Origin of the sequence: Hadarchaeum sp. (SeqCode), assembly GCF_049969415.1 — an archaeon.
Taxonomy (GTDB): Archaea; Hadarchaeota; Hadarchaeia; order Hadarchaeales; family Hadarchaeaceae; genus Hadarchaeum.
The window spans coordinates 1-20,396 of the sequence record NZ_JBMFOX010000016.1; the positions used below are offsets into that span (position 1 = coordinate 1).

Sequence of the window (20,396 nt, forward strand, 5' to 3'; positions counted from 1 at the left end):
AACGCAAAGTATTTAAGCTTTTGGGTAAATATACCCAACGATGTTAGGGACTATTGTGGTGATCGTGCTGAACCGCTTGGAGCAAAGGCGGGCCAATCAGTTCTGCAAGAAGTTTTACGGCCAGGTGACCAGCACCAGGGGGAAGAAGTACCGGAGGATCGGCCTGCTCGACGGGATCCCGCACATCAAGCTGGCGAGGGGCGTCGTGATCGTTTCGAAAAAAGACGCAGGTGAAGTGATCAAGTTCATTCAGGGATTCGGCGGGGTAGAGTTCCACGCCAGAGACGTCGTTCTAACGCCTCAGGATATAAAGGCCCTTCGAGGGAGGGAGGTGTAAACTATTTTTGTCCCAAATCTGTGTGCAGACAAAAATTTAACCCAAACCGACAGATCTCGTTATCTTTCAAGGAAAGCTTATGAATTTACTGGTTTTCATTCAAACGACGCCACTGAATAGCAGTGGATATTCGGCACGGTGAAGGTGACCTTCCCATCCTGCAACAAGAAATTCAGAACTCTTCCCTCTTCATCCGGGCTAATGATTTTCAACTGCTTCCCCTCCAGAACCACGCCTTCGGGGACCGTCAGCGTCACCTCGACATTGGTCAGATCTAAAAAGTCCCTTGTCCCTCGGTCGTACCTGTAGTTGAGCATGTGGATTAGCAGCGAGCTGTCCCCCCGGTAGACTACCAGCCCCAGATCCTCCGCGGCGTTCGTCTCCACTCCGAGGTCAACCCCCAGCCCCCGCAGAACCGGCACCAGCTGTGAGTCGTCGGCGAGGTCGTCGCACCTGATGACGAGGCCGCCCGCCGCCGCGTACTGCTCGAGGAGGGCCAGCGCCTCAGGGTCAAGGTCGTAGTCCCGCGGCACCACCACGACCCGGTATTTCTGCAGCTCTGCCAGCGCCAGCGGCCTCTGGACGAAGGTCCCGTCACCCCGGTAGACGACCTCGAACGGGATGTGGGCCTCCTGGAGCGTGATGCCGATGCTCTTGAAGCTGTTCCAGGCGCTGGGGGCGAGCCAGGTGAACCTGTTGATCAGCGTAGAGTGTAGGTCGTGGAGCAGCGCCACCGTCGCCACCCGGTCCAGGTTCTCGTAGTACTGCGGATGCCGGGCGAAGAACTGGGTGTAGGGGGAGACCTTTTCCGCCGCGATGGTGTAGGCGCCGCCCCCGTAGACGTAGGCCCGGTGTGGGAGCATGAAGGAGGCCCCGCAGGCCCGCGCCTCGGCCAGCCAGTGCCGCCACAGCCACCAATCCTCCTCGGAGAGTTGCTGGAGGTCGAAGACGTCGGGGAACGCGGAGAACGGCTTCCCCCGGTCCAGCGCCTCGGCAAGGAGATAGGTGACGAAGTGCTTGCCCGGAATGGGGCGGAGGTAGTCAACGCCGGGATGGGCCTCGGGGATCGTCGGCATCTCGAAGATGACGAAGTCGAGAAGGGGCACGAAGATCTGGTGGTTCGGCTCCAGCCCATAGACGTTCGCCGTCACTGGGATGTCCCAGCCGGCTGCCTGCTTGCCGTGCCGGACGAGCTCCCCGAGGAACCTCGTCCGCTCCAAGTACCGGAACTGGAGGTACGTGCTTTGCAGCTGCGGGTTGGGATCGTCCCACCAGTGGGCGCCCCCTTGCCCCAGCAGATATTCCCGGTAGCTGAAGGCAGTGAGGTCGGTGATTCCGAAAAGCTGCTCCAGTTCGTCGGGCGAGTAGTGCTCGGCCAAGTAGTTGTTAAAGGCCTGCATGCAGTAGCCGCAGAAGCAGTCGCCGACATCCCCGGGCTCGTCGAGGAGGATCCCGTCTACGTCCCCTCTCGCCTGCTCCGCTATGCGGTTCATGAGAAAATCCCGCCAGAGCGGGTTGTTGCCGCACATCTTATAAAGGCCCTCCAGACCCAGCAGCAGGACAGGGTCGCCGTAGACATCCCTCTGACAGGCCTCCTCCCGGAGCTGCAGGTTCTCCGTGGTTGCGGACTGCTCGCAGGGGAGGTTGGAGGTGACCTTGAAGCCATTTCTGTGCAAATCCTTTACATAGTTCCACTCATATTCGTTGAACCCGCTGTAGTAGACTGAGAAGGCCGTCCCGGTCGCGCCCAGTTCCTCCAAATATTCTGTTGAGGGCTGGTCGAAAACCCAGATGTTTCCCTCTCTGAGCCAGTCCCTGGTGAAGGTGTAGTGTTCCTCCTCAGCCGTGCTTGGCGTGGTGTTTGTAGTCTCCGGAGGGGATTCCGTGCCCGCCGGCGGTCGCTTGCCCAGGTTTATAATCAGACCTGCGGCCAGAACGGCGACGACCAGCACCGCCGCGATGATGATAATTTTTCTCACGTTACCAAACTCCTGTTTTTCGCCTTTAAAATAAGTGGGTGCCCCTCCCGCTACGCTTTTTATCCCGAGGTTACAATCTTTTATCGGAGGTCTGGAAAGGAGGTGGGTCGTTGCCGAGGAAGAAGGTCGAGCATAAGGAGAAAGTCGAGGAGAAGCCCAAGCCCGAGGTGAAGCACGAAGTTAAGGCTCACCCGGAGAAGGCCGGGGAAAAAAAGCACGATGACATGTCCACTTTCATGATCCTGCTGGTTCTGATACTGATCGTGGTTCTGTTAATGCTGGTGATTCCGGTTTTGTGAAGTGGCGCTGAATTCAAAAGCTGATCGCATGGTCCACTGCACTTACTGTGGTGCCGAAAACGAGGATGGAGTAAAGAGATGTAGGTCGTGTGGCCGCGGCCTCTGTCCCTCAAAGGCCGCCGAGGGGAGCGTCAGTCGAGGAAATCGCCTTTTTCTGGCGCAGATCGGTTCCGTGACCGGGATCACCGTCGGCCTGTTAATCATGCTCTTCGGCGCCGGTTTAGTGCTTTCCCATCTCTATGGAGCGGCCGTAGAGATCTGGCCCGCGGCCTTCATCGTCTTCGGCATAATGATTGTCTCCGCAGCCATTTCGTCCCTGCGCCGTTCGGGAGGATGAATTTCTTGAGCGAAAAAAGTAAACCGGACATCCTGGGTCTGCTCTCCTTCGGGTTCTTCCTGATCCTCGTGGGGGCAATTTTCTCCACGAACCCCAACCTGCCCGGAGAGATACACGATTTTTTACAGGACCTGACCCTTCAGGAGATTTACCCGGGCGTGAAATTTTTTGCCCCAGCCTCCAGCCACCTAGGACTCTATGCCGCTGCCTTTAACTTTTCCCTTGCGCTCGCCATTTTCAATGTCCTCATCTTGGCGTTGAGGTTTGCCTTCAGGGAGCCGTGGGGCAGAAGGGCGAGCACCGCCTCCAGCATCTTCTTCTGGTCCGGGGCAGTTTTCTCTTTAAGCTGGCTCAGCAACGGTGCGATCGACTGGTTCACCTTTCTGGGCTGCATCCTGACCTTCTTCGGCGGGTCGATAGTGCTGGGCGGCGCCATCCGTCTGGCAACGCTGAATAGGGTTATACCCGCAAAAGCTCAAAGAATTTAGCGGAGGTGAAGCATCTGGTTTACTGCCACAAGTGCGGTACCAAAAATCCCGATGACGCCGAAGTTTGCAAGAAGTGCGGTGCCCGACTTTACGTTACTGGCAGGGGGGCGGAGCGGAGGACATGCTTCGGACCCGAGCGGGAGCACGAGGAGGAATGCTTCGGTTTGCCCCACGGCGGCGTGATCGTGGCGGTGATCATCGGCACGATAATCATCATCGCCGGCCTTACCTCCCTGCTCAACAACCTGTTCAAATGGAACGTGGACGTCTGGAACTCCGTTTGGCCCGTGCTGATTATGATCATCGGGATACTGATAATCGCGGGAGCCATCTACGGGTTGAGCCAGCGGAGAAAGGTCTCTTAAAAGTCCCTTAAATCGCAGCCGGGGTCGTCGCAGGCCCGGCAGATCTTGCGGTGGCTCCAGCGGGAGAGGTAAAGCCTGTTTAGAATCCAGAAGAGCGTCAGGGCGAGCAGGGACAGCCCCACGGTGAGGCTTTTGCTCATGTCGTCAACCCCAACCACCAGCAGAAAGGCCCCGGGGGCAAAGAAGGCATTCGCGAGCGATCGGGCCAGCCACCACGGCGGAAACAGTAGCGGCGAGAGCAGGCCGAGCACGACCCCTGCCGCACCCAGCCACAAGATAAGGAAGGTCAGGTTTCCGGGCGAAAAACCGGCGAAGAAGTAAAGGAAGGTCCCGGCGAGGTTTATCATGGCGCCGATGAAAAGACCGGTGCAGCCTGCGCAGAGGGCCCGGTTTCCCACGTGGAAGACATGGGAGGAGAATTTACCGCAGTCGGGGTGGTGTCCCCGAAAACCAAATTTTTTCCGGGCAAAACCTGCTCCGGTTCCGGAAATTGTGCGACTTTTCTTCAGCCCAGCTTTTTCAGAACAGGGCCCGGGGAAAAGTGCCGCGGTCATTCCGCCGAGGCAGATCAGCGCGAAGAGCAATCCCAGCAGAGGTTTTCGCAGGGTGGTTTCCTCGGAGATCACCGGCGGGTAAAGCGTGAGCAGCATCGCGACCGCCAGCCCGTAGAGGGAGACGCCCAGAAAGAAAGCCGGTAAGAAATCCCGCTTCATCTCGATGGTTCACCTGAACAAGTCTCGCAGCGCTTTCAACAAACCCTGACCGGCAAGATAACGGTAGGTCCTCCTTTTGATCCTGTTGCTGGAGAAAAGCCCGGAGAAGCGCCGGCTGAACGAGCCGTAGAAACTGCGGTAGCAGAGGTAGAGCTCCTCCTGCACTTCTTTTTTCGTCAGCGTTTCCGTGGGTATGATCGCGTGAACCATATCGTAGTTGGCCCAGTTGTCTTCCTCAATCCAGCCGTTTCTTTTTGCCTTTTCGTAGAGTTCGGTACCGGGAAAAGGCGTCAGGATCATGAAGATGGCCAGGTCGGGGTCGATGGCGTTGGTGAATTCCCGGAGATTTTCGATCGATTCCCTCGTGTCCTTCCGATTGCCGATGATCAAGGTCGCCTGGGCGAAGATGTCGTTTTTCTTTAGCAGGTCCATCGCCCTTTTCGCGTCCTTCGGGTCTATCTTTTTTCGGAAGGAGTTCAGGGCCGCGGGGCTCTGATTTTCAACGCCGACTAGGGCCCAGTGAAGCCCGGCGGCTCGGGACAGGGGTAGGATGTCCTGATGTTTGACGATATCATCGACCCTAACCTGCATGAACCACATTATCTCATCACCAATCCCTCCTCTTTTTATCTCCTGGCAGAGTTCTCTGGTCTGGCGGCCCAGGCCGAAGTTGTCGTCGGTCAGCCAGAGGAACCTGATCCCGTAGTTTCGGTAGCAGAGCTCCATCTCGTCGGCAATCCGTCGGGCTGATTTCTTCCGCCATTTCCCCCGCCAGTGCTTCCACTGGGAGCAGAAGGTGCACCGGTGCGGACAGCCCCGCGATCCCTCGATCAGCGCGTAGCCCGCGTTGGCCCCCGACATCATCCTGAAGTGGTATTTGTGAATGACGTGCTCAACGAAGTGATAGCCCGGCAGAGGTAAACTGTCCAGATCCTCTATCAGCGGTCGGTCCGGGCTGTGTCTCACCTCTTTGCCGTGCCGGAAGGAGATGCCCTTTATTCGCGAGAGCGAGGATTTTTTGTCAACGGACTTTACCAACTCCGCTAGGGTCTGCTCACCCTCGCCCCTGACGATAACATCGATCTCGGGATAGCGCCGCAGGCTTTCCTCGGCCGTGGCTGTGAAGTGCTGGCCTCCGGCGACGGTGAGGATTTCCGGGTTGACCCTCTTTGCCAGCTCCGCCGCCCGGGCCACGAGGTAGGCGTTGCAGGTGGCAAGGGCGCTGGGTGCGAAGATATCGGGCTGGGCAGATTCGATGCGCCTTTCGAGGCCGTCCCAGTCCAGTTTTTCGGCCTGGCAGTCCAGCACCTCGATTTCAACATCCTTGACTTTTTCCTCGAGGTAGCTCGCCAGCTGCAGGATTCCGAACGGGGGCGGAAGGTATTCCCCCATCACGAACCACATCTCCTTCGGAGGCTCTACAAAGAGGACTTTCATCCGGACACGGTTATCCTTCAGCAATTGGCCGTAAAAGTTTAGTGTCTCGGGAGTAGCCAGATCACCAGTTCACCTTGCCCTTCTGGCGATGGCGGCCGCGAAGACGCCGGCACCGAAACCGTTGTCGATGTTGACCACGGCGAGCTTGGGTGAGCAGGACTGGAGCATCGTGATCAGGGCCCCCACGCCCTTTACCCCGACCCCGTAACCGATGGAGGTCGGCACCCCGATCACGGGAACGTCGACGAGGCTCGAGACTATTGAGGGCAGCGTCCCCTCCATCCCGGCCACGACGACGAGGGCCGAGACCCCTTCTTTGACCATGTGCTCCAGCGGCTCAAACAGACGGTGAATTCCGGCGACCCCGACATCATAGGCCTTGAGGACCTTGCAGCCCATCACCCGTGCCGCCATGGCGGCCTCCTCAGCGACGGGCACGTCGGCGGTCCCGGCCGCGAGTATCCCCACCTTGCCCTCCTCGGGGAAAACGTGCCCTTTCCTCCTGATCAGCACCGCGCGCGCCGGGCGGTTGATTTCCACCTCGAAAACACGGCCCAATTCTCCCCTTATCCTCGCGATTTGCGTTCGGTTCGCCCTGGTGATGAGGGCGTAACCGTTGGCTTTGGCCAGGGCAGCCGCAGCCCCGACGACAGTTTCAGGGTCCTTTCCCTCGGCGAACACGACTTCAGGAACACCCGTCCGGCAGGCCCGCCCCAGATCGATCCTCGCCAGATCCCTGATCTTCCTGATGTTCAAAGCCGATAGCCGGCGTTCCGCCTCCTCCAGCGTGATTTCACCGCGCTGAAGTTTTTTCAGGACGTCCTTCAGGCCCACCGGCAGCTCGTTATTTTTGCCCATTCCGATCCAATGAAATAAACCTCGTTTTCGCTAAATAGCTATCCCTATGTCGCGGTTGAAAATGGCGTTTACCGGGAGATTTCCTCGGCCCGTCTCGCCGCGGCTTTGACGGCCTCCTTGATGGCGTCGGCGACCTTCCTTTCCTCCAGTACCTTCATGCCTTCGATGGTGGTGCCCCGCGGCGTGCAAACCCGACGAATAAGTTCTTCTATTTTTTCCTCAGAGTTGAGCACAATTTCGCTCGCGCCTCGGGCGGTCTGGGCGGCCAACTTGAAGGAGATGTCCTTGGGGAGCCCGAGCTCCACGCCGGCGTCCTGCACCGCCTTCATGAGGTAAAAGAAGAATGCGGGCCCGCTGCCGCTGACCGCGGTGACCGCGCCCAAGAGATCTTCCTCCACCGGGAAGGTGGTCCCAAGTTTGCCGAGAAGCTGCGCCACTGTTTTTTCGTCCTCGGCGGTGGCCCGGGAGCCCTTGGAGTAGGCTGAGGCCATTTGCAGCACCGCTCCACATAGATTCGGCATGGCCCGGATCACCCTCGCCCTTGTCCTAGCCTCGATGAAAGCGGTGGAGACGCCGGCGGCCACCGAGACGAAAAGCTTGCCCGCGGAGAGATCCTCGACCTCCTTGAGCACGGGTTCGACCAGATCCGGTTTTACGGCAATGAACACCACATCACACTCGCGGACGAGCTCCCTGTTGTCCGAGGTCACGCCGATCGAGAGCCTGGCCAGCTCCCTCGCCTTTCCCTCGTCCGGTTCGCTGACGACGATTTCATCCGGCTGAAGGACACCAGATCTCAGAAACCCCTTGATCAACGAGGAACCGAGATTTCCGCCGCCGATTACGCCCACCCTCATCGCAACCCCACTATTCATGGTCGGCAGATAATAAAGTCCTAATCCTCACCATTCTGAACACGCGTTGAAAAAATTTTGTTTGCGCGATGGGAGGATCGGCACGATTCCGGACTTAAATGGGAAAAGTTTAAACAAGCCGGATGGAACTCAGAATGGAGCCCCGGTAGCTCAGTCGGTAGATTGTGGCGGAAAGCCTCAAGCCGCAAGCGCCACCTTGGTATCTCGCGCCAAGGAGGTGGAGGTCGCGGGTTCGATTCGGGACGCGAAAATCCCGCTCGGGGCTCCACAAAATCCAAGCCCTTTCATTATTCCCGGATCTCCCCTGTCCCCGGCGGCAGCACCCGCTCTATTTCATCGACCGGGACATCAAATCCCGCAATTTTGAACTTAACCTGTATCTGGCGGGCGAGTTCAGATTTCTTCACGGGTCCCGGGTAGATCTCGACGAAAACTTTCGCGTGCTTCTGGACAGCGCTCTTCGGCCCGCAGACGACCACGTTTTCGCCGTCGAGCGCCATGACGCCGACCGCCGCCCTCACCGGGACCTTGAGCAGGTTCCGCTTGCCTTGGATGGTATAGCTGCCCTTGGGGAGGTAGGTGCCCGATGGTGCCTTCTTTGAGACCTGGTCCGGCTTGGCCCAGTAGACGTCGAGGATGCCCAGACCCTCCCGCCAGGCCCGCGAATGCATGGCGGCAAACTCGGCGGCCTCGATGATGGTGGTCTCCGGTATTTCCTTGCCCGCCGATTTGACGACGACGTGGGGTGCGCCGATGATCTCCGCGTGTAAATAGAGGTCGTTAGGATCCATGTGTTTCTCGATGATTTCGGCGTTGCCCTTGGCGTCCCTCCCTCCAATGACCAGATGTCCGTCCGAGGAGATGAACCAGCGGTGATGTTCGAACCACTTCGGCGTCCTCCTCTTCGGCGGTGGGGACACCTTGACCTCAGGGGCACCCGCCCTCAGGGCCTCAAGCTCGCGCTCCGTGGCCTCAAGGGCAGTTCTGGCACCCACCGCCTTCTCGGCGAGTTCCCGATATTCCCGGTAGTATCGCGCCGAGTTCTCGAAGGCCGAGGCCCGCGGGTCGAGCTCGATCGTCTGGCCCGCAAGCTCGACCTCCATCTTGCCCGTCTTGAAGTCCACACTCTTTATCAGCTGGGCCCAACTTTCCCCCGCCTCCTTTGATCGCTGTAAGGCCTCGAGGGCACCTTCCCAGCCCTTGCTCCTCCGGAGCCGGTCGAGCATTTTTCGTGCCTCGTTGATCTGGAGGTGATGGATGGCGATGAGGTCGGCCTTTCTCTTCGCCTCCGAAGACCTCTGGTAAAGTTCTCCGAACTGCTGCTGCTGTTCCTGCTGTCGCTTGAGCAGACCCGCCACCTTTTTCTCGTACTCCTTCCTCCGGCGTTCGCTGGCGGCCATCACCGCCACGGTGCTGAAGTACTCGTCGAGGGTCTCGTTGAACGAGCTGAACCTTTTCACCTTCTGGCCTAGGTGAGTCTTGAAATCCAGCGGGGCGAAGTCCACCGGCTTATCTCCCTCATAGATGATGCAGGGTGCCGGCTCCGCGGAGAGGAGACCCTTCAAGGCGCCTAGGACGGCCTCCAGCTCCTTTTCCGAAAGTTCACCCGGCTTGACTCCCTTGGACACCTCGGCCCGGGCACAGACTTCTTCGGCCAGCGGTCCACCCAGCCCCAGGTTCACCGCCAGCCCCCGGACGATGTCCGGGGCATCCTTCAGTTTTTCCCTCAGCCCGTCGGCGTCAAGTCCAAACGGATCGACGCCGGTGCCGGGAGGGTAGAGGTAGGGCACGCCGGCCTTGAGGGAGCGGTGTTTCCAGGTGGCGATGCGGTAGGGCTGGATGATGTTTTTCTGAGAATCACAGAGGATAATGTTTCCCTCGCCAAAGAGTTCGGCGATTAGAACTCGCCCCTCCCCGGCGGCGAAGCTGATCTCAACGATGCGCTCGAAATCCGGTTGGCTTACGTCCGAGATCTCGGCGTTCTCGAGGTGTTTTCTCAGGAGCATGGCGAATGAGGTCGGCTGCTTCGGCGCGCGGTAGACCCGCGTGGTGAGGTGAACCCTGCACCCGGGCTGGATTACCAGGTCCTTTCGTCCCCCCTCCCTGGAGTGCAGCCGCAGGACGATCGAGCCGTCAACTTCATAGACATTTTCAACTCGATCACCAATAGCGTTTTTAAGCTCGCGAACGCAGACCATAATGTCAAGGCTAGTCATCGACAGCTTCACGATCTCACCAGGTGTATGATATGGACATAACGGCAAAGCTCACCCTCACGTTTTCCGGGGCAGGGATACTTGCAGGCATCATCTCCGCTTTCCTGCCCAACGCTTGGCTGGCCTTGCTCTTCGCATTTATCTTTCTCGGTATATCTTATAAGCTGACCACATCTCTCCTGAAAAGAGGCTCAGCTTCACCCGCCCCCAGTGCTCAGGGCCCGGCGCAGACTCCACCGCAGGCCCCGCCGCAGCCGGTGAAGCAGATGGCCAACTTGAGGGGCTTCCGGCTGTTCTTCGCCACCTTGGTCACCAGAAGTGGACCCGAGGCCAAGGAAGTCGAGATGAAAATCTGGTTCTGGCCCTACTACATCATGTGGTTCATCTTCTGGGTCATGACCTACACGATAATGTTGATCTGGTGGGCCGCTTAGCTCTGCCTGGTTTTTATCACGCGGGGAGAATAGTTAAGCGAGGTGGCCCGAGGCATGCAGAGTAAAATCGACGCCCTGTCCGGGGAGAGGCTCAAGATCATCGCCGACCACCGTGAGGAGGCTTCGGGAGTTATCAATGAGCTCCGGGCGCAGGGGGTCGAGCTGGAGATCCGGCAGCTGAAGGTGGGCGATTTTATCCTCAGCGACCGCGTCGGTGTGGAGCGGAAGTCCGTCAGCGACTTCCTGCAGTCGATAGTCGACAAGCGCCTCATGCCGCAGGCGAGGGTGCTGCGGGAGTGTTTTGAGCGCCCGGTGCTGATCATCGAGGGGAAGGGACTTTACCACCGGCGGGCAATACATCCCAACGCCATCCGTGGCACGCTGGCGGCCCTGGCCGTTGACGTGGGCATCCCCATCATTCCGACGGTGGATGAAAAGGAAACCGCGTCAATCCTCATCGCCATAGCCCGACGGGAGCAGATCGCGGAGAAAAGGGAGGTTGCCCTGCGCGGGGAACCGAAGAAGTTCACCCTGACCGATTGCCAGCGCTACATCGTAGAGGGGCTTCCCGGGGTCTCCGCGGTGCTCGCCAAGAGGCTGCTGGAGCACTTCGGCACAGTCGAGAAGATCATGTGCGCCTCCGAGGAGGAGCTCCGCCAGGTTGACGGCATCGGGAAGGAGAAGGCCCGGGAGATTCGGAATGTGCTGACGGCTACCTACGCGCCGGAAGCTCCTCAACAAACTCCTTGATCAGCTTTATCGCCAGCTTGATGTTTTCCATCGAGGTGGCGTAGCTCAACCGCACGTGCCCCTCGCCGCCGGGGCCGAAACCGCTTCCCGGCACCGCGGCGACGCCCTTGTTCTTGAGCAGGGACTCGCAGAAAGCAAAGGAACTCATCCCCAGTTGTTCAATGCTCGGGAAGACGTAGAAGGCCCCCTGCGGCTTCAGGCAGCTGATGCCCTCGATCTCGTTCAGGCCCGCCACCAGGACATCCCGGCGCCGGCGGTACTCGGCGCGCATCTCGGCAACAAAGTCCTGCGGCCCCTTCAACGCGGTGACCGCGGCCGCCTGCACGAAGCTGGCGGTGCAGGAGGTGGAGGCCTCCTGGATCTTCGCCATTTCGGTGATGAAGTCGGCCGGAGCCACGGCATACCCTATCCTCCAGCCGGTCATGGCGTAGGCCTTGGAGAACCCGTTGATGCTGATCGTCCGCTCGGCCATTCCGGGGAACTTCAGCGGATTGCCCTGCTCGCCCTCGTAGACGAGCACATTGTAAATGTCGTCGGAGAGTACCCAGAGGTCATGGTCCGCGGCTATTTCCAGGATCGGTTTCAGGTCCGCGGCGCTCATCACCGCGCCGGTGGGGTTGTTGGGATAGTTCAGCAGGAGGAGGCGGGATCTGGAGGTGATGACGTTTTTCAGCTTTTCCTCCTCGAGCTTGAAGCCCTTCTCCGCCGACCCCTGGATGAACACCGGCTTGCCCCCGCAGATCTTCACCATCGCCTCGTAGGTCCAGCAGGGGCTAGGGATCAGGACCTCGTCGCCGGGGTCCAGCGCCGCCGCCAGCGCGCAGAAGATGGCGTGCTTGGCGCCCGGCGTCACGATCACGTTCTTCGCCGCGACGTCGATCCCCTGCCTGACAAAGTGTTCGGCGATCGCCTCCCGCAGCTCAGGAATTCCGGCGCTGGGGGTGTACTTCGTCATCCCCCTGTCCAAGGCCTGCTTGGCGGCCTCCTTGATGTGCGCCGGGGTATCAAAGTCAGGCTCTCCGACCTCCATGTGGACTATTCTCCTTCCGGAGCGTTCCAGTTCCTTAGCCAGGGCTAAAACCTTGAGGGTGCTGGAAGGGGGTATGGAGATCATCTTTTTGGCGGCCTTCATGGACGTCCCGCTAACATTTTAGGCTGGCGTATAAAATCCTTTACTCGATTGCATGCACTGGATAGACGCCGTGGCAAATGAGCTGCTGAAACGGGGGGGAAAGCAGGTCATCGCCAGCGGCATCTCGATCTCCGGTCATGTTCACATCGGGCACTCGAACGACGTCTTCATCGCCGACGCCGTGCGCCGGGCCGCTGAGGGTCTGGGCCTTGAGGCCGAGGCCGTCTGGTGCGCGGATGACTACGACCCGATGCGGCGCATACCCTGGCCGTTGAACGAGGGCGAGCTGGCGGAAAGGTACAAGCAGTATCTCGGATTCCCCTACGCCAACATCCCCTCACCTGACCCGGACTACCGCGACTTTGTGGACTATTTTTCCCGGCCCTTCATAGAATCCCTGAAGGACTTCGGGATAAAGGTCAGAGTTCACTCCGGTGCCAAGGCTTACCGCGAGGGGAGAATGGCGGAGCTGATCAGGAAGGCACTGGAAAATTCAGAGGTGATCAGGTCTATCCTGAACCAGTACCGGGACAGGCCGCTGCCGGAGGGCTGGTTGCCCGTGGACGCCATCTGCGAGAACTGCGGCCGGATATCGACGACCCGGGCCATTTCCTGGCATGGGGACTATGTCAGGTACCGCTGCGAGGGCGCGGAATACGTTGCCGGCTGCGGCCACGAGGGTGAGGCCGATTACACCTCGGGAGGGGCCAAGCTCACCTGGAGGGTGGAATGGCCCGCGCGCTGGAAGCTCCTCGGCGTCACCTGTGAGCCCTTCGGCAAGGACCACGCGGTGCGCGGAGGCAGCTACGACACGGGCAAGCTGATTGCCGAGAAGGTCTTCGATTACGAGGCGCCTTACCCCGTACCCTACGAGTGGGTGAGCATGAAGGGCAAGAAGCTGTCCTCCTCCAAGGGTGTGGTCTTCACCCTGAAACAGTGGTTGGAGATTGCGGAGCCCGAGATTCTCCGTTACTTCATCTTCCGCAGCAAGCCAATGAAGGCGAAGGAGTTTGACCCCGGCCTGCCACTCCTCGACCTGATCGAGGAGTACGATATGGTTGAGAGTGCCTACTATAGTAAGACCTCTGAGGAGGGCAAGAGGGAGGAGCAGCAGAGGCGCATCTATGAGCTCTCCCAGGTGGAGCGGGTCTCGGAGACGCCCATCAGGAGGATCTCCTACCGGTTCGCCGCGGTGCTGGCCCAGGTCACCAACGATGAAAAGAAAATCCTTGAGGTCCTGACCTCCAAGAAGATGTTGATCAACCCCAGCCAGCTGGAGATAAAGCTGGCCCTGCGCCGAATGCAGCTGGCCCGCAACTGGGTGATGCAGTATGCGCCGGAGCACCTGAGGTTCAAGGTACTGGAACGGATGCCGGCGGAAGGGGCCCAGCAGCTTAACTCGAAGCAGAAGCAGGGGTTGAGACAGTTGGCCGATGACCTGGCCCAGAAGGAGTTCACTCCGGTTGAGCTTCATAACCACGTTTATGCCGTGGCCGAGATGACGGGGCAAAAGCCAAATGAGCTCTTTCGGGCGATCTATCTGGTCCTGCTCGGCCGCGATTCCGGGCCCCGCGTCGGCAATTTCATCTCCGCCTTGGATAGGGATTTTGTCATCTTGAGGTTCAGGGAAGCCTCTCTTTAAGGCCGATCTTCATATCCGGGTTTTCCCGGACCAGCTGTTGGAAGACCTCCTCGAAGCTCTCCTTCGGGGCCAGCTCCCTCCGGATAAAGATGCCGGTGTGCCCCACCTTGGCCCGCCTCGTCAAAACCTGAACTCTCTCGCGGACGATCTCCAGCCCCACGCCCAAGGCCTTGGCCACGGTGCCCTCGTTACCCATCACCGGGCTCTCCAAATGGCCCTTCTCGGTGGGCTGAATCAGCATAAGCCTTTTATCGACGCCCGGAACCCTGACCTCTCGCTTCAGCTCATCAACCCCCGCGGCCCCGCCAAAGTAATAGAACTCCAGCTCGGACTGGCGGGGTTTAACCAGCGGGAAGGCAACCGAGCGGTCATCCTCGATGTATAGTTGGGCCTTGGGCAGCTGCCACGGGGTGGCCATCACGATCTCCCTCTTGATGGGGGCGAGCCCCACCTTCAGCAGGGCCAGCTCCAATTTAAATGAGGGAACCACATACGGGATGAACACGTCCACATCGCTGTTTTTGTCGACGTCTCCCCGAGCGGCGCTGCCATGGACGATGGGCTTGAAACCGGAGGCCTCGAGGGGCAGCATCAGCTCCAAGGCACGTTTTCTTAGTTCACCGAGGATTTTCCACCGCTTTTCACCGTAGATGACTTCCCGGATGTCGGCGACACGTGCGGGCTTAACCATGCGATCAAAGCCCTATCTCGCGCTCTGCTACAGCAAAATTTTTGTCGGAAATATGAAGCAGCGGCCTGACAAAGGACACGTTTATTCTGCCGTCTTTAAAGGCGTCCCTTTGCGCGTTAGCGGCCACGACCCTGCCACCGATCACCACGTATTCCGGACCCTCGTGCTTCCAGTCCAGCTTGCACTCCAGGTTGGCGGGACATTCAACAACTCTCGGCGGCTTTACCTTCAGGGACGGCTCCCAGGACAGCTTGGCCTTTTCCAGCTCGTTGACCCCGCGGGGGAAGTTTTTGCTGCAGAGGTACATCTGCTTCTTGATCTTTTCCGGAACTAGGTTGATCACAAACTCCTCCGTCTCACAGATGTTGTGGTAGGTGTCGCTCTCATAGCTGGTGGAGAAGGCGACTGTGGGCGGGTCGGACTCGACGGGGGTCACCCAGGACATCGGGGCCGCGTTTATCCTTCCCTGTTTATCCACGGTGGTGATGAGGACGATGGGCCTAGGCGCGATCAGCAGATATGCGTCTCTCAGGTCTACCTGCATACAATCAGTCCAGACTTTCCTTCAGCCACTTTAAATATTGCGGCCAGCCCCGTTGAACTTTAACTGAGATAATCTCGGGCACTTGGTAGCTGTGGAGCTCCTTGATCCTTGCCATTAACCGGTCCATCTCCTTCGTCGATGTTTTTATCAACAGGAGCAACTCCCTCGACCTTGCGACCTTTCCCTGCCACCGGTAGATCGATGAGACTTGAGGGACGATGTTCACGCATGCGGCCAGCCTCTCCGAGACTAAGGCGCGGGCAATTTTGTTCGCCTCGCGCCGGTCCTTCACCGTCGTCAGCACGATGGAGTACATTTTTCTCAAGCAAAAGGATTAGCGCATATGTTTAAAGATTACCGGTGGTATTTTCTACGGTGCTGCCGGTGTACGAGGAGATTCTTTTCATCGTGGCCATGTTCATCCTGTTCTGGGTCGCCCTCGGCCTGATCGACCGCTGGTTCAACCTGAGGAAACACGGTTTTTCCATCTCTCCGGGCGTAATGATGTGGCGCACCAAGCGCGGCCTTAATTTCATAAGGCGGGTCGGCAAGGCGAGGGGATTCTGGCGTATTTACGGTGACTTCGCCGTCGTGGCCGGGATAGGGCTGATGGTCTTCGTCTTCATCAACCTGGTGCTCAACCTGATGGTCCTGTTGACCCAGCCCAAGGCGGCGGTTGCCGGCGTCCAGCTGGTGCTGCCCGGGTTGGTTCCCGGCCTAACTCCGCTGGCTTGGATAATCGCCATCGCCACAGTCCTTCTCGTCCATGAGTTTGCCCACGGCTTCCTGCTCAGCTCTCAGGGTTTAAGGATTAAGTCGGTGGGTGGCATGCTGGTCGTGGCGATCCCCGGGGCCTTTGTTGAGCCCGACGAGAAGCAGCTCGCCAAAGCACCGGTCCTGAAGCGGCTGAGGATGTATGCCGCCGGGGCCTTTTCCAACGTCCTGTTTGCGCTGCTCTGTCTGCTGATAATCGTCCTCCTCATCGTTCCGAAACCCGGGGCCTATGTCTATGCCGTCGCCAAGGATTACCCCGCCGACAATTACGGCATCACCCCCGGCATGAGGATTTATTCCGTTGACAACTTTCAGATAAATACTCCTGAGGACTTCGAGAGGTTCATGAGCCTGACCAGGCCCGGGGACAACGTGCGGCTGGTGACCAGCGCGGGGGAGATGGTGATCACGCTGGCACAGCACCCCAGCGTTGAGAACCGGGGCTATCTCGGCGTGGCCCTCCTTTCGGCATTTTCGCGCTGGAATTTCGTCAACCCGCTCTTCGTCCTCTGGACGGCGATGTCCGAGCTCATGGGGGGCAACGTCTTTCATCCCTTCGTCTTTGAGGCTTTGGTGCCGTGGGCGGTGATCGACATCCTAAAGTGGATATTCGTCCTGAACATTGGCATCGGGCTGTTTAACCTGATGCCGGCGGTTCCTCTCGACGGCGGCTACATTCTCAGGGGGATATTGGAAAAGGTGGTTTCGGAGGAGCGGGCCAAGCAAATCACCCGGGCGCTGTCGATCATCGTGCTGGGCATAATTCTGGCCAACTTCCTGCCCTACCTCTGGTGATGCAATGACGGTTGAGATTAAGGTGAAGATTGCCGGTCAGAGGTCTTCGCGCAGGTTAAGGGTTGCTCCCGGAACCACCGTCGCCGAGTTGCTCCGGAAGGTCGGTCAGAATCGTGAGACTGTGGTGGTGAGGTTAAACGGCAGGATCGTCGCTGAGGAGGAGCGCCTGAGAAAGGGAGACCTCGTTGAAATCCTGCCGGTAGTGACGGGTGGTTGAGTGCTCAGGTGCAGCTTCTGCGGCCGAAGAGCCGTTTACCACCGGCGTTACGCCGGGGTTTTCCTGTGTGACCGCTGCATGATAAAGAGCGTTGAGCGAAGGTTTCGCCGGGCGGTCAACAACTACCGGCTCGTCTTGCCGGGCGAGAGGGTCGCTGTGGCCGTTTCCGGGGGAAAGGACAGCGTTGCCTGCCTGCATCTGCTCACCAATTACTGCCGGGGAAAGCGTTGCGAGGTGGTGGCCATCACGGTGGATGAGGGCATCAGGGGCTACCGCGACGAGAGCCTCCCCGTAGCCAGGGAGAACGCCGAGGTGCTGGGCGTCGAGCACTACGTGATCAGTTTCAAGAGTGTGTTCGGCGTCACCTTGGATGAAATGGTCAAAATTGCGGCCAAGAGAGGCACGGGATTGAATCCCTGCACCTACTGCGGCGTCATGCGCCGTTCCCTCCTTAATCAAGCTGCCCGGGAGTTGAGCGCGGATAAGCTGGCCACGGGTCACAATTTGGACGATGAGACGCAGGCGATAATGCTGAACTACGTCCGGGCGGATCTTTCCCGGCTCTACCGGCTGGGACCCATCTACATCCCACTTGAGGGCTTCGTGCCTAGGATTAAACCGCTGCGGGAGATTCCGGAGAAGGAGGTCGCGCTCTACGCGCTGCTCAAGGGAATAAAGGTTCATCTCGCCGTCTGCCCCTACGCGAGCGGAATTCACACCGAGATCCGGGATTTCTTAAACAGCCTTGAGGCCAATCACCCGAACTCGAAGTTCATGATTCTCCGGATGTTTGAGGAGATCAAGCCCCACCTGAAGTCGGCCACCCCGGAATTTGAGGTGAAAAGGTGCGAGAGGTGCGGGGAACCGACATCCACCCGGCTGTGCAAGACGTGTGAGCTGCTTCAGGGCCTCGGGCTGGCGAAGGGACGAAAGAACCTTATTTCTGAGCGAGATAGTTAATTTTGGCGGCGGGCTAGGTGGGCAGCTACCCCTTGCCTGTACCACAAATGGGGTTCACGGTGGGCCGAAGCCTGCGGACGGCGCTCGGAACTGCGCGTCGACCTAGCTACCGGCGACGAAGTCCTGTCCCATCGGGTCGGCGGCGGCAGGGTTCAGGCCGTAGGGTCTGAATTAACTGCCCTTGCCTCCTGAATCCCCCAGGGGCGGAAGTCAGCAAGGGTGGGGAGGACGTGCGGCGCTGATGGCAAACGGGATGGAGCTTGGGGCTAGCCATCGGTGCGCAGGGAAGGCGTCAACCGCGGGCGTGCCCGCCGCCGCCCGGCTCAGCAGCTCTTTTAATAAACTGAGGTCAGATTAATGTCTGTGCGGGGGTAGCCAAGCCAGGTATGGCGGCAGGTTGCTAAGGTGGACCTGCAGGTACCTGTTGGCGCATCGCGCCTCAGGGGTTCAAATCCCCTCCCCCGCGCCAGCGCTAAATTTTCGTAACGCCATTTTTGGAAAGATCTGCGTGCCAGTTCTTCACCTACCTGTTCTTTTAACCCCGAACGTTGAGTTTATTTTGATAGTTATGTCCACCTTACAAAGCGAGCAATCACTCACCGGTCGCGTCGTCTTTCAGTACTTCTATGACTGCGGCGGAGAAGTGGAACTGGAAAAGGTGCCGCTGGAGAAGCTGAATGTAATCCACCGGGTCGCGCCCAAGCGTTTGCGAGTGCTTGCCCCAAAATATGGGGAGGTTGGTCTCCAGCCGCTGGAGATTAGTTTCGGGACCAAAAACATCGACGGTCACGAGGCGAGGGTGGATGGCAGAATTTTTCCCATCGGAGTAATCGAGATTTACATCGTCATAGAATTCAGAAACGCGAGCTTGAAGAGTTTGATAAGGCTGGTAAGGCTCGATGAACATCCGGTGAAGGTTTCGGGCACCGAGGTGGAGTTTGAGACGTTGGCCCGCGAGTATTTTGAGAAGTTGCTGGAGACGATCAAGCCGGCTCTAACCTCACCCTATCCCGCCTATAAGCATCCTGAAACATATACCCTCATCATGATAACGGAGTCATCCCCGAAGCTGAAGGCGCAGGATTTTCTGAGGAGGTTCCGCAAGCAGACGGCCGGCATCCTTCGCGGGGAAAAGGAATGGCGAAGGCTCAGCGACAAGGAGGTGGAGGACGCACTCAAGAGCTATCTCAGCTACTCTGAGGATGACATCGTGATCGTCGACTGGTATTCTGCGCTGATGAGCGGCGCGGTTAACTACATGGATGAACTCGAACATATGATCGAGCTGGCCAAGATCCAGCTGCTTGAGCTCAAGACCTATGACAAGCTCCTCGACATGCGGCTGGAGCGCGCCTACGATTCCCTGTACGCCGTTTTCACCGGGGCCAGGGTCGGGATGCTTTGGGGCCGGCGCTGGTACGGCAAGCTCGCTCTCGCCGCCGGGGAACTGGCCGAGTGGCGGGTCGAGGTGACGGACTTGGTGGAGGACATGAGGAACATCCTTAAATTTACCGGTGACTGGTATCTGGGAAAGCTCTACCGGATAGCGAGCGAGCGCTTTCGCATCCAGGATTGGCTGGCGCTTGTGGACAGAAAGCTGAACCAGCTTCAGGAGCTCTATGCGATGGCGATGGAGCGGGTCGATGTCCACCGCGCGAGGACGCTGGAGCTCCTCATCATCCTCCTGATCGCGATTGAAGTAGTGCTGGCGTTGGTCATCGGATTGAAGTGAAGACACGGGTTATTCTTTTTATGGCGGAGCAAAAGTTAGTTGGGGCCCGTAGTCCAGTGGTTAAGACGCTACCCTTACAAGGTAGAGATCGAGGGTTCGAATCCCTCCGGGCCCACTTGATCAATAAAAATATTGGTCAGAAACGTTGAACTTCCGAATCTGGTGACCAAATAACTTGAAGTGTTGTCTCAGGCCTTTTTCGGCTGTTTCTTCTTTTTCATTAAATTTTTGATTTCCTCGTGCAGGATTTTGAAGCGGCTGAGGGCCGGGTGCTGCGGGCCGAGCTTAGATTTAAACCATTCGACGGCCTGCCTGTAGGTGCCCCGCTTGTTACCTGAGACGAGCTTGTCTGCGTAGGTAACCACTTTTTCCTCGATTGTCAGCGGCACGAAGTCTCGAGCAGGCAACCCCAGCGCCCTTGCTTCCTCGGCCGGAATACCCGCGCCCAGGTGCCTTTCGGCGAAGGGTACGAGTTCCACCAAACCTAGCTTTCTGAGGATTTTCCCGCCCTCGACCCCGTGTTCAATACCGTGCGTCTTTGCCCTGCCGATGTCGTGTAGGAGCCCGCCCAGGCTGACCAACCCTAGGTCAATTCGGTGCCCGTTGGCGGCGATTTTTTTGGCGATGGAAAGTGCCGTGCGCTCGACGGCGAGGCAGTGCTCGATAACTTTTGTCGAACAACCGGCCTCACGCAGGGCAGCGAGGGCTCTGTCTCTTTCGATCATCCTCTCCTTATGACTCGTGGAATTTTAGTTTCTTATCTCTTTTGAGTGGCGCGGGTAAAAGAGATAAAGGAGAAATGAAAATAAAATTTGATTTTC

23 protein-coding genes, 3 tRNA genes and 1 other RNA gene are annotated in these 20,396 nt (G+C 58.5%); 16 read left to right on the top strand and 11 right to left on the bottom strand.

Annotated features, from left to right (window positions below; translation table 11 throughout):
* Positions 1-55: 55 nt before the first annotated feature.
* Entirely contained in the window at positions 56-337 is a 282-nt protein-coding gene (locus ACP5PX_RS04740) for a hypothetical protein (protein WP_428084493.1), read from the top strand.
* A 95-nt stretch (positions 338-432) separates the two neighbouring features.
* On the opposite strand, the gene ACP5PX_RS04745 is transcribed toward ACP5PX_RS04740, so the two are convergent.
* Positions 433-2,316 carry a hypothetical protein gene (locus tag ACP5PX_RS04745; protein ID WP_428084495.1) on the bottom strand — a complete coding sequence of 628 codons (1,884 nt, stop codon included), beginning with the start codon at positions 2,314-2,316 and terminating at the stop codon, positions 433-435.
* Positions 2,317-2,426: 110 nt separating this feature from the next.
* Between ACP5PX_RS04745 and ACP5PX_RS04750 the strand changes: the two genes are divergently transcribed.
* From ACP5PX_RS04750 to ACP5PX_RS04765, 4 genes are read left to right on the top strand one after another with little or no spacing between them, the layout of a single operon-like run.
* Positions 2,427-2,615, top strand: a complete 189-nt coding sequence (locus ACP5PX_RS04750; RefSeq protein WP_428084497.1) for a hypothetical protein — start codon at positions 2,427-2,429, stop codon at positions 2,613-2,615.
* Between the two features lie 28 nt (positions 2,616-2,643).
* Complete coding sequence (locus ACP5PX_RS04755; RefSeq protein ID WP_428084499.1) at positions 2,644-2,952, top strand: zinc-ribbon domain-containing protein; 309 nt, start codon at positions 2,644-2,646, stop codon at positions 2,950-2,952.
* A gap of 5 nt (positions 2,953-2,957) precedes the next feature.
* Positions 2,958-3,440 carry a hypothetical protein gene (locus ACP5PX_RS04760; RefSeq protein ID WP_428084501.1) on the top strand — a complete coding sequence of 161 codons (483 nt, stop codon included), beginning with the start codon at positions 2,958-2,960 and terminating at the stop codon, positions 3,438-3,440.
* A 5-nt stretch (positions 3,441-3,445) separates the two neighbouring features.
* The gene (locus ACP5PX_RS04765; protein WP_428084503.1) at positions 3,446-3,805 is read left to right on the top strand and encodes a zinc ribbon domain-containing protein; all 360 of its coding nucleotides are present in this window, start codon (positions 3,446-3,448) and stop codon (positions 3,803-3,805) included.
* Here the strand turns inward: ACP5PX_RS04765 and ACP5PX_RS04770 are convergent.
* The 4 genes from ACP5PX_RS04770 to proC form a co-directional block, all read right to left on the bottom strand.
* Entirely contained in the window at positions 3,802-4,518 is a 717-nt protein-coding gene (locus tag ACP5PX_RS04770; RefSeq protein WP_428084505.1) for a hypothetical protein, read from the bottom strand. The two genes, ACP5PX_RS04765 and ACP5PX_RS04770, sit on opposite strands and share 4 nt — an antisense overlap.
* A gap of 9 nt (positions 4,519-4,527) precedes the next feature.
* Entirely contained in the window at positions 4,528-5,955 is a 1,428-nt protein-coding gene (locus ACP5PX_RS04775; RefSeq protein WP_428084507.1) for a B12-binding domain-containing radical SAM protein, read from the bottom strand.
* Between the two features lie 69 nt (positions 5,956-6,024).
* Complete coding sequence (gene larB / locus ACP5PX_RS04780) at positions 6,025-6,813, bottom strand: nickel pincer cofactor biosynthesis protein LarB (RefSeq protein ID WP_428084509.1); 789 nt, start codon at positions 6,811-6,813, stop codon at positions 6,025-6,027.
* Between the two features lie 68 nt (positions 6,814-6,881).
* The gene (gene proC / locus ACP5PX_RS04785) at positions 6,882-7,670 is read right to left on the bottom strand and encodes a pyrroline-5-carboxylate reductase (RefSeq protein WP_428084511.1); all 789 of its coding nucleotides are present in this window, start codon (positions 7,668-7,670) and stop codon (positions 6,882-6,884) included.
* Between the two features lie 157 nt (positions 7,671-7,827).
* On the opposite strand from proC, the gene ACP5PX_RS04790 reads away from it, so the two are divergent.
* Positions 7,828-7,956: transfer RNA gene (locus tag ACP5PX_RS04790), tRNA-Thr, on the top strand.
* A 19-nt stretch (positions 7,957-7,975) separates the two neighbouring features.
* On the opposite strand, the gene rqcH is transcribed toward ACP5PX_RS04790, so the two are convergent.
* Positions 7,976-9,916, bottom strand: a complete 1,941-nt coding sequence (rqcH, locus tag ACP5PX_RS04795) for a ribosome rescue protein RqcH (protein WP_428084513.1) — start codon at positions 9,914-9,916, stop codon at positions 7,976-7,978.
* Positions 9,917-9,936: 20 nt separating this feature from the next.
* On the opposite strand from rqcH, the gene ACP5PX_RS04800 reads away from it, so the two are divergent.
* Together ACP5PX_RS04800 and ACP5PX_RS04805 are read left to right on the top strand one after the other, a co-directional pair.
* Positions 9,937-10,338: a hypothetical protein gene (locus ACP5PX_RS04800; RefSeq protein WP_428084515.1), complete on the top strand. Its 402-nt coding sequence runs from the start codon at positions 9,937-9,939 to the stop codon at positions 10,336-10,338.
* Positions 10,339-10,392: 54 nt separating this feature from the next.
* Complete coding sequence (locus ACP5PX_RS04805; RefSeq protein ID WP_428084517.1) at positions 10,393-11,088, top strand: ERCC4 domain-containing protein; 696 nt, start codon at positions 10,393-10,395, stop codon at positions 11,086-11,088.
* Here ACP5PX_RS04805 and ACP5PX_RS04810 read toward each other — a convergent pair.
* Entirely contained in the window at positions 11,051-12,220 is a 1,170-nt protein-coding gene (locus tag ACP5PX_RS04810; protein ID WP_428084519.1) for a pyridoxal phosphate-dependent aminotransferase, read from the bottom strand. The genes ACP5PX_RS04805 and ACP5PX_RS04810 overlap by 38 nt on opposite strands.
* Before the next feature lie 52 nt (positions 12,221-12,272).
* On the opposite strand from ACP5PX_RS04810, the gene lysS reads away from it, so the two are divergent.
* Positions 12,273-13,862 (top strand): lysine--tRNA ligase, encoded by a 1,590-nt coding sequence (gene lysS, locus ACP5PX_RS04815; RefSeq protein WP_428084521.1) that lies wholly within the window; start codon positions 12,273-12,275, stop codon positions 13,860-13,862.
* Here lysS and ACP5PX_RS04820 read toward each other — a convergent pair.
* The 3 genes from ACP5PX_RS04820 to cutA are packed head-to-tail and all read right to left on the bottom strand — an operon-like array spanning position 13,843 to position 15,413.
* Complete coding sequence (locus tag ACP5PX_RS04820; protein WP_428084523.1) at positions 13,843-14,553, bottom strand: nucleotidyltransferase domain-containing protein; 711 nt, start codon at positions 14,551-14,553, stop codon at positions 13,843-13,845. The genes lysS and ACP5PX_RS04820 overlap by 20 nt on opposite strands.
* 4 nt (positions 14,554-14,557) lie before the next feature.
* On the bottom strand, positions 14,558-15,097 hold the full coding sequence (locus tag ACP5PX_RS04825) for a flavin reductase family protein (protein WP_428084525.1): 540 nt from the start codon (positions 15,095-15,097) through the stop codon (positions 14,558-14,560).
* A 4-nt stretch (positions 15,098-15,101) separates the two neighbouring features.
* On the bottom strand, positions 15,102-15,413 hold the full coding sequence (cutA, locus tag ACP5PX_RS04830; protein ID WP_428084527.1) for a divalent-cation tolerance protein CutA: 312 nt from the start codon (positions 15,411-15,413) through the stop codon (positions 15,102-15,104).
* 68 nt (positions 15,414-15,481) lie between these two features.
* On the opposite strand from cutA, the gene ACP5PX_RS04835 reads away from it, so the two are divergent.
* The 7 genes from ACP5PX_RS04835 to ACP5PX_RS04865 all read left to right on the top strand — a co-directional run bounded on the left by ACP5PX_RS04835 (position 15,482) and on the right by ACP5PX_RS04865 (position 19,690).
* Positions 15,482-16,666 (top strand): site-2 protease family protein, encoded by a 1,185-nt coding sequence (locus ACP5PX_RS04835; protein ID WP_428084529.1) that lies wholly within the window; start codon positions 15,482-15,484, stop codon positions 16,664-16,666.
* Positions 16,667-16,670: 4 nt separating this feature from the next.
* Entirely contained in the window at positions 16,671-16,883 is a 213-nt protein-coding gene (gene thiS, locus ACP5PX_RS04840; RefSeq protein WP_428084531.1) for a sulfur carrier protein ThiS, read from the top strand.
* Positions 16,884-17,843 carry a TIGR00269 family protein gene (locus ACP5PX_RS04845; protein ID WP_428084533.1) on the top strand — a complete coding sequence of 320 codons (960 nt, stop codon included), beginning with the start codon at positions 16,884-16,886 and terminating at the stop codon, positions 17,841-17,843.
* Between the two features lie 6 nt (positions 17,844-17,849).
* Positions 17,850-18,157: signal recognition particle sRNA (ffs, locus tag ACP5PX_RS04850), an RNA gene on the top strand.
* A gap of 51 nt (positions 18,158-18,208) precedes the next feature.
* A tRNA-Ser gene (locus ACP5PX_RS04855) sits at positions 18,209-18,312 on the top strand.
* 99 nt (positions 18,313-18,411) lie between these two features.
* On the top strand, positions 18,412-19,575 hold the full coding sequence (locus ACP5PX_RS04860) for a hypothetical protein (RefSeq protein WP_428084535.1): 1,164 nt from the start codon (positions 18,412-18,414) through the stop codon (positions 19,573-19,575).
* A 42-nt stretch (positions 19,576-19,617) separates the two neighbouring features.
* Positions 19,618-19,690: transfer RNA gene (locus ACP5PX_RS04865), tRNA-Val, on the top strand.
* Positions 19,691-19,763: 73 nt separating this feature from the next.
* Here ACP5PX_RS04865 and ACP5PX_RS04870 read toward each other — a convergent pair.
* Positions 19,764-20,297 carry a TIGR00295 family protein gene (locus ACP5PX_RS04870; RefSeq protein WP_428084556.1) on the bottom strand — a complete coding sequence of 178 codons (534 nt, stop codon included), beginning with the start codon at positions 20,295-20,297 and terminating at the stop codon, positions 19,764-19,766.
* Positions 20,298-20,396 lie beyond the last annotated feature (99 nt).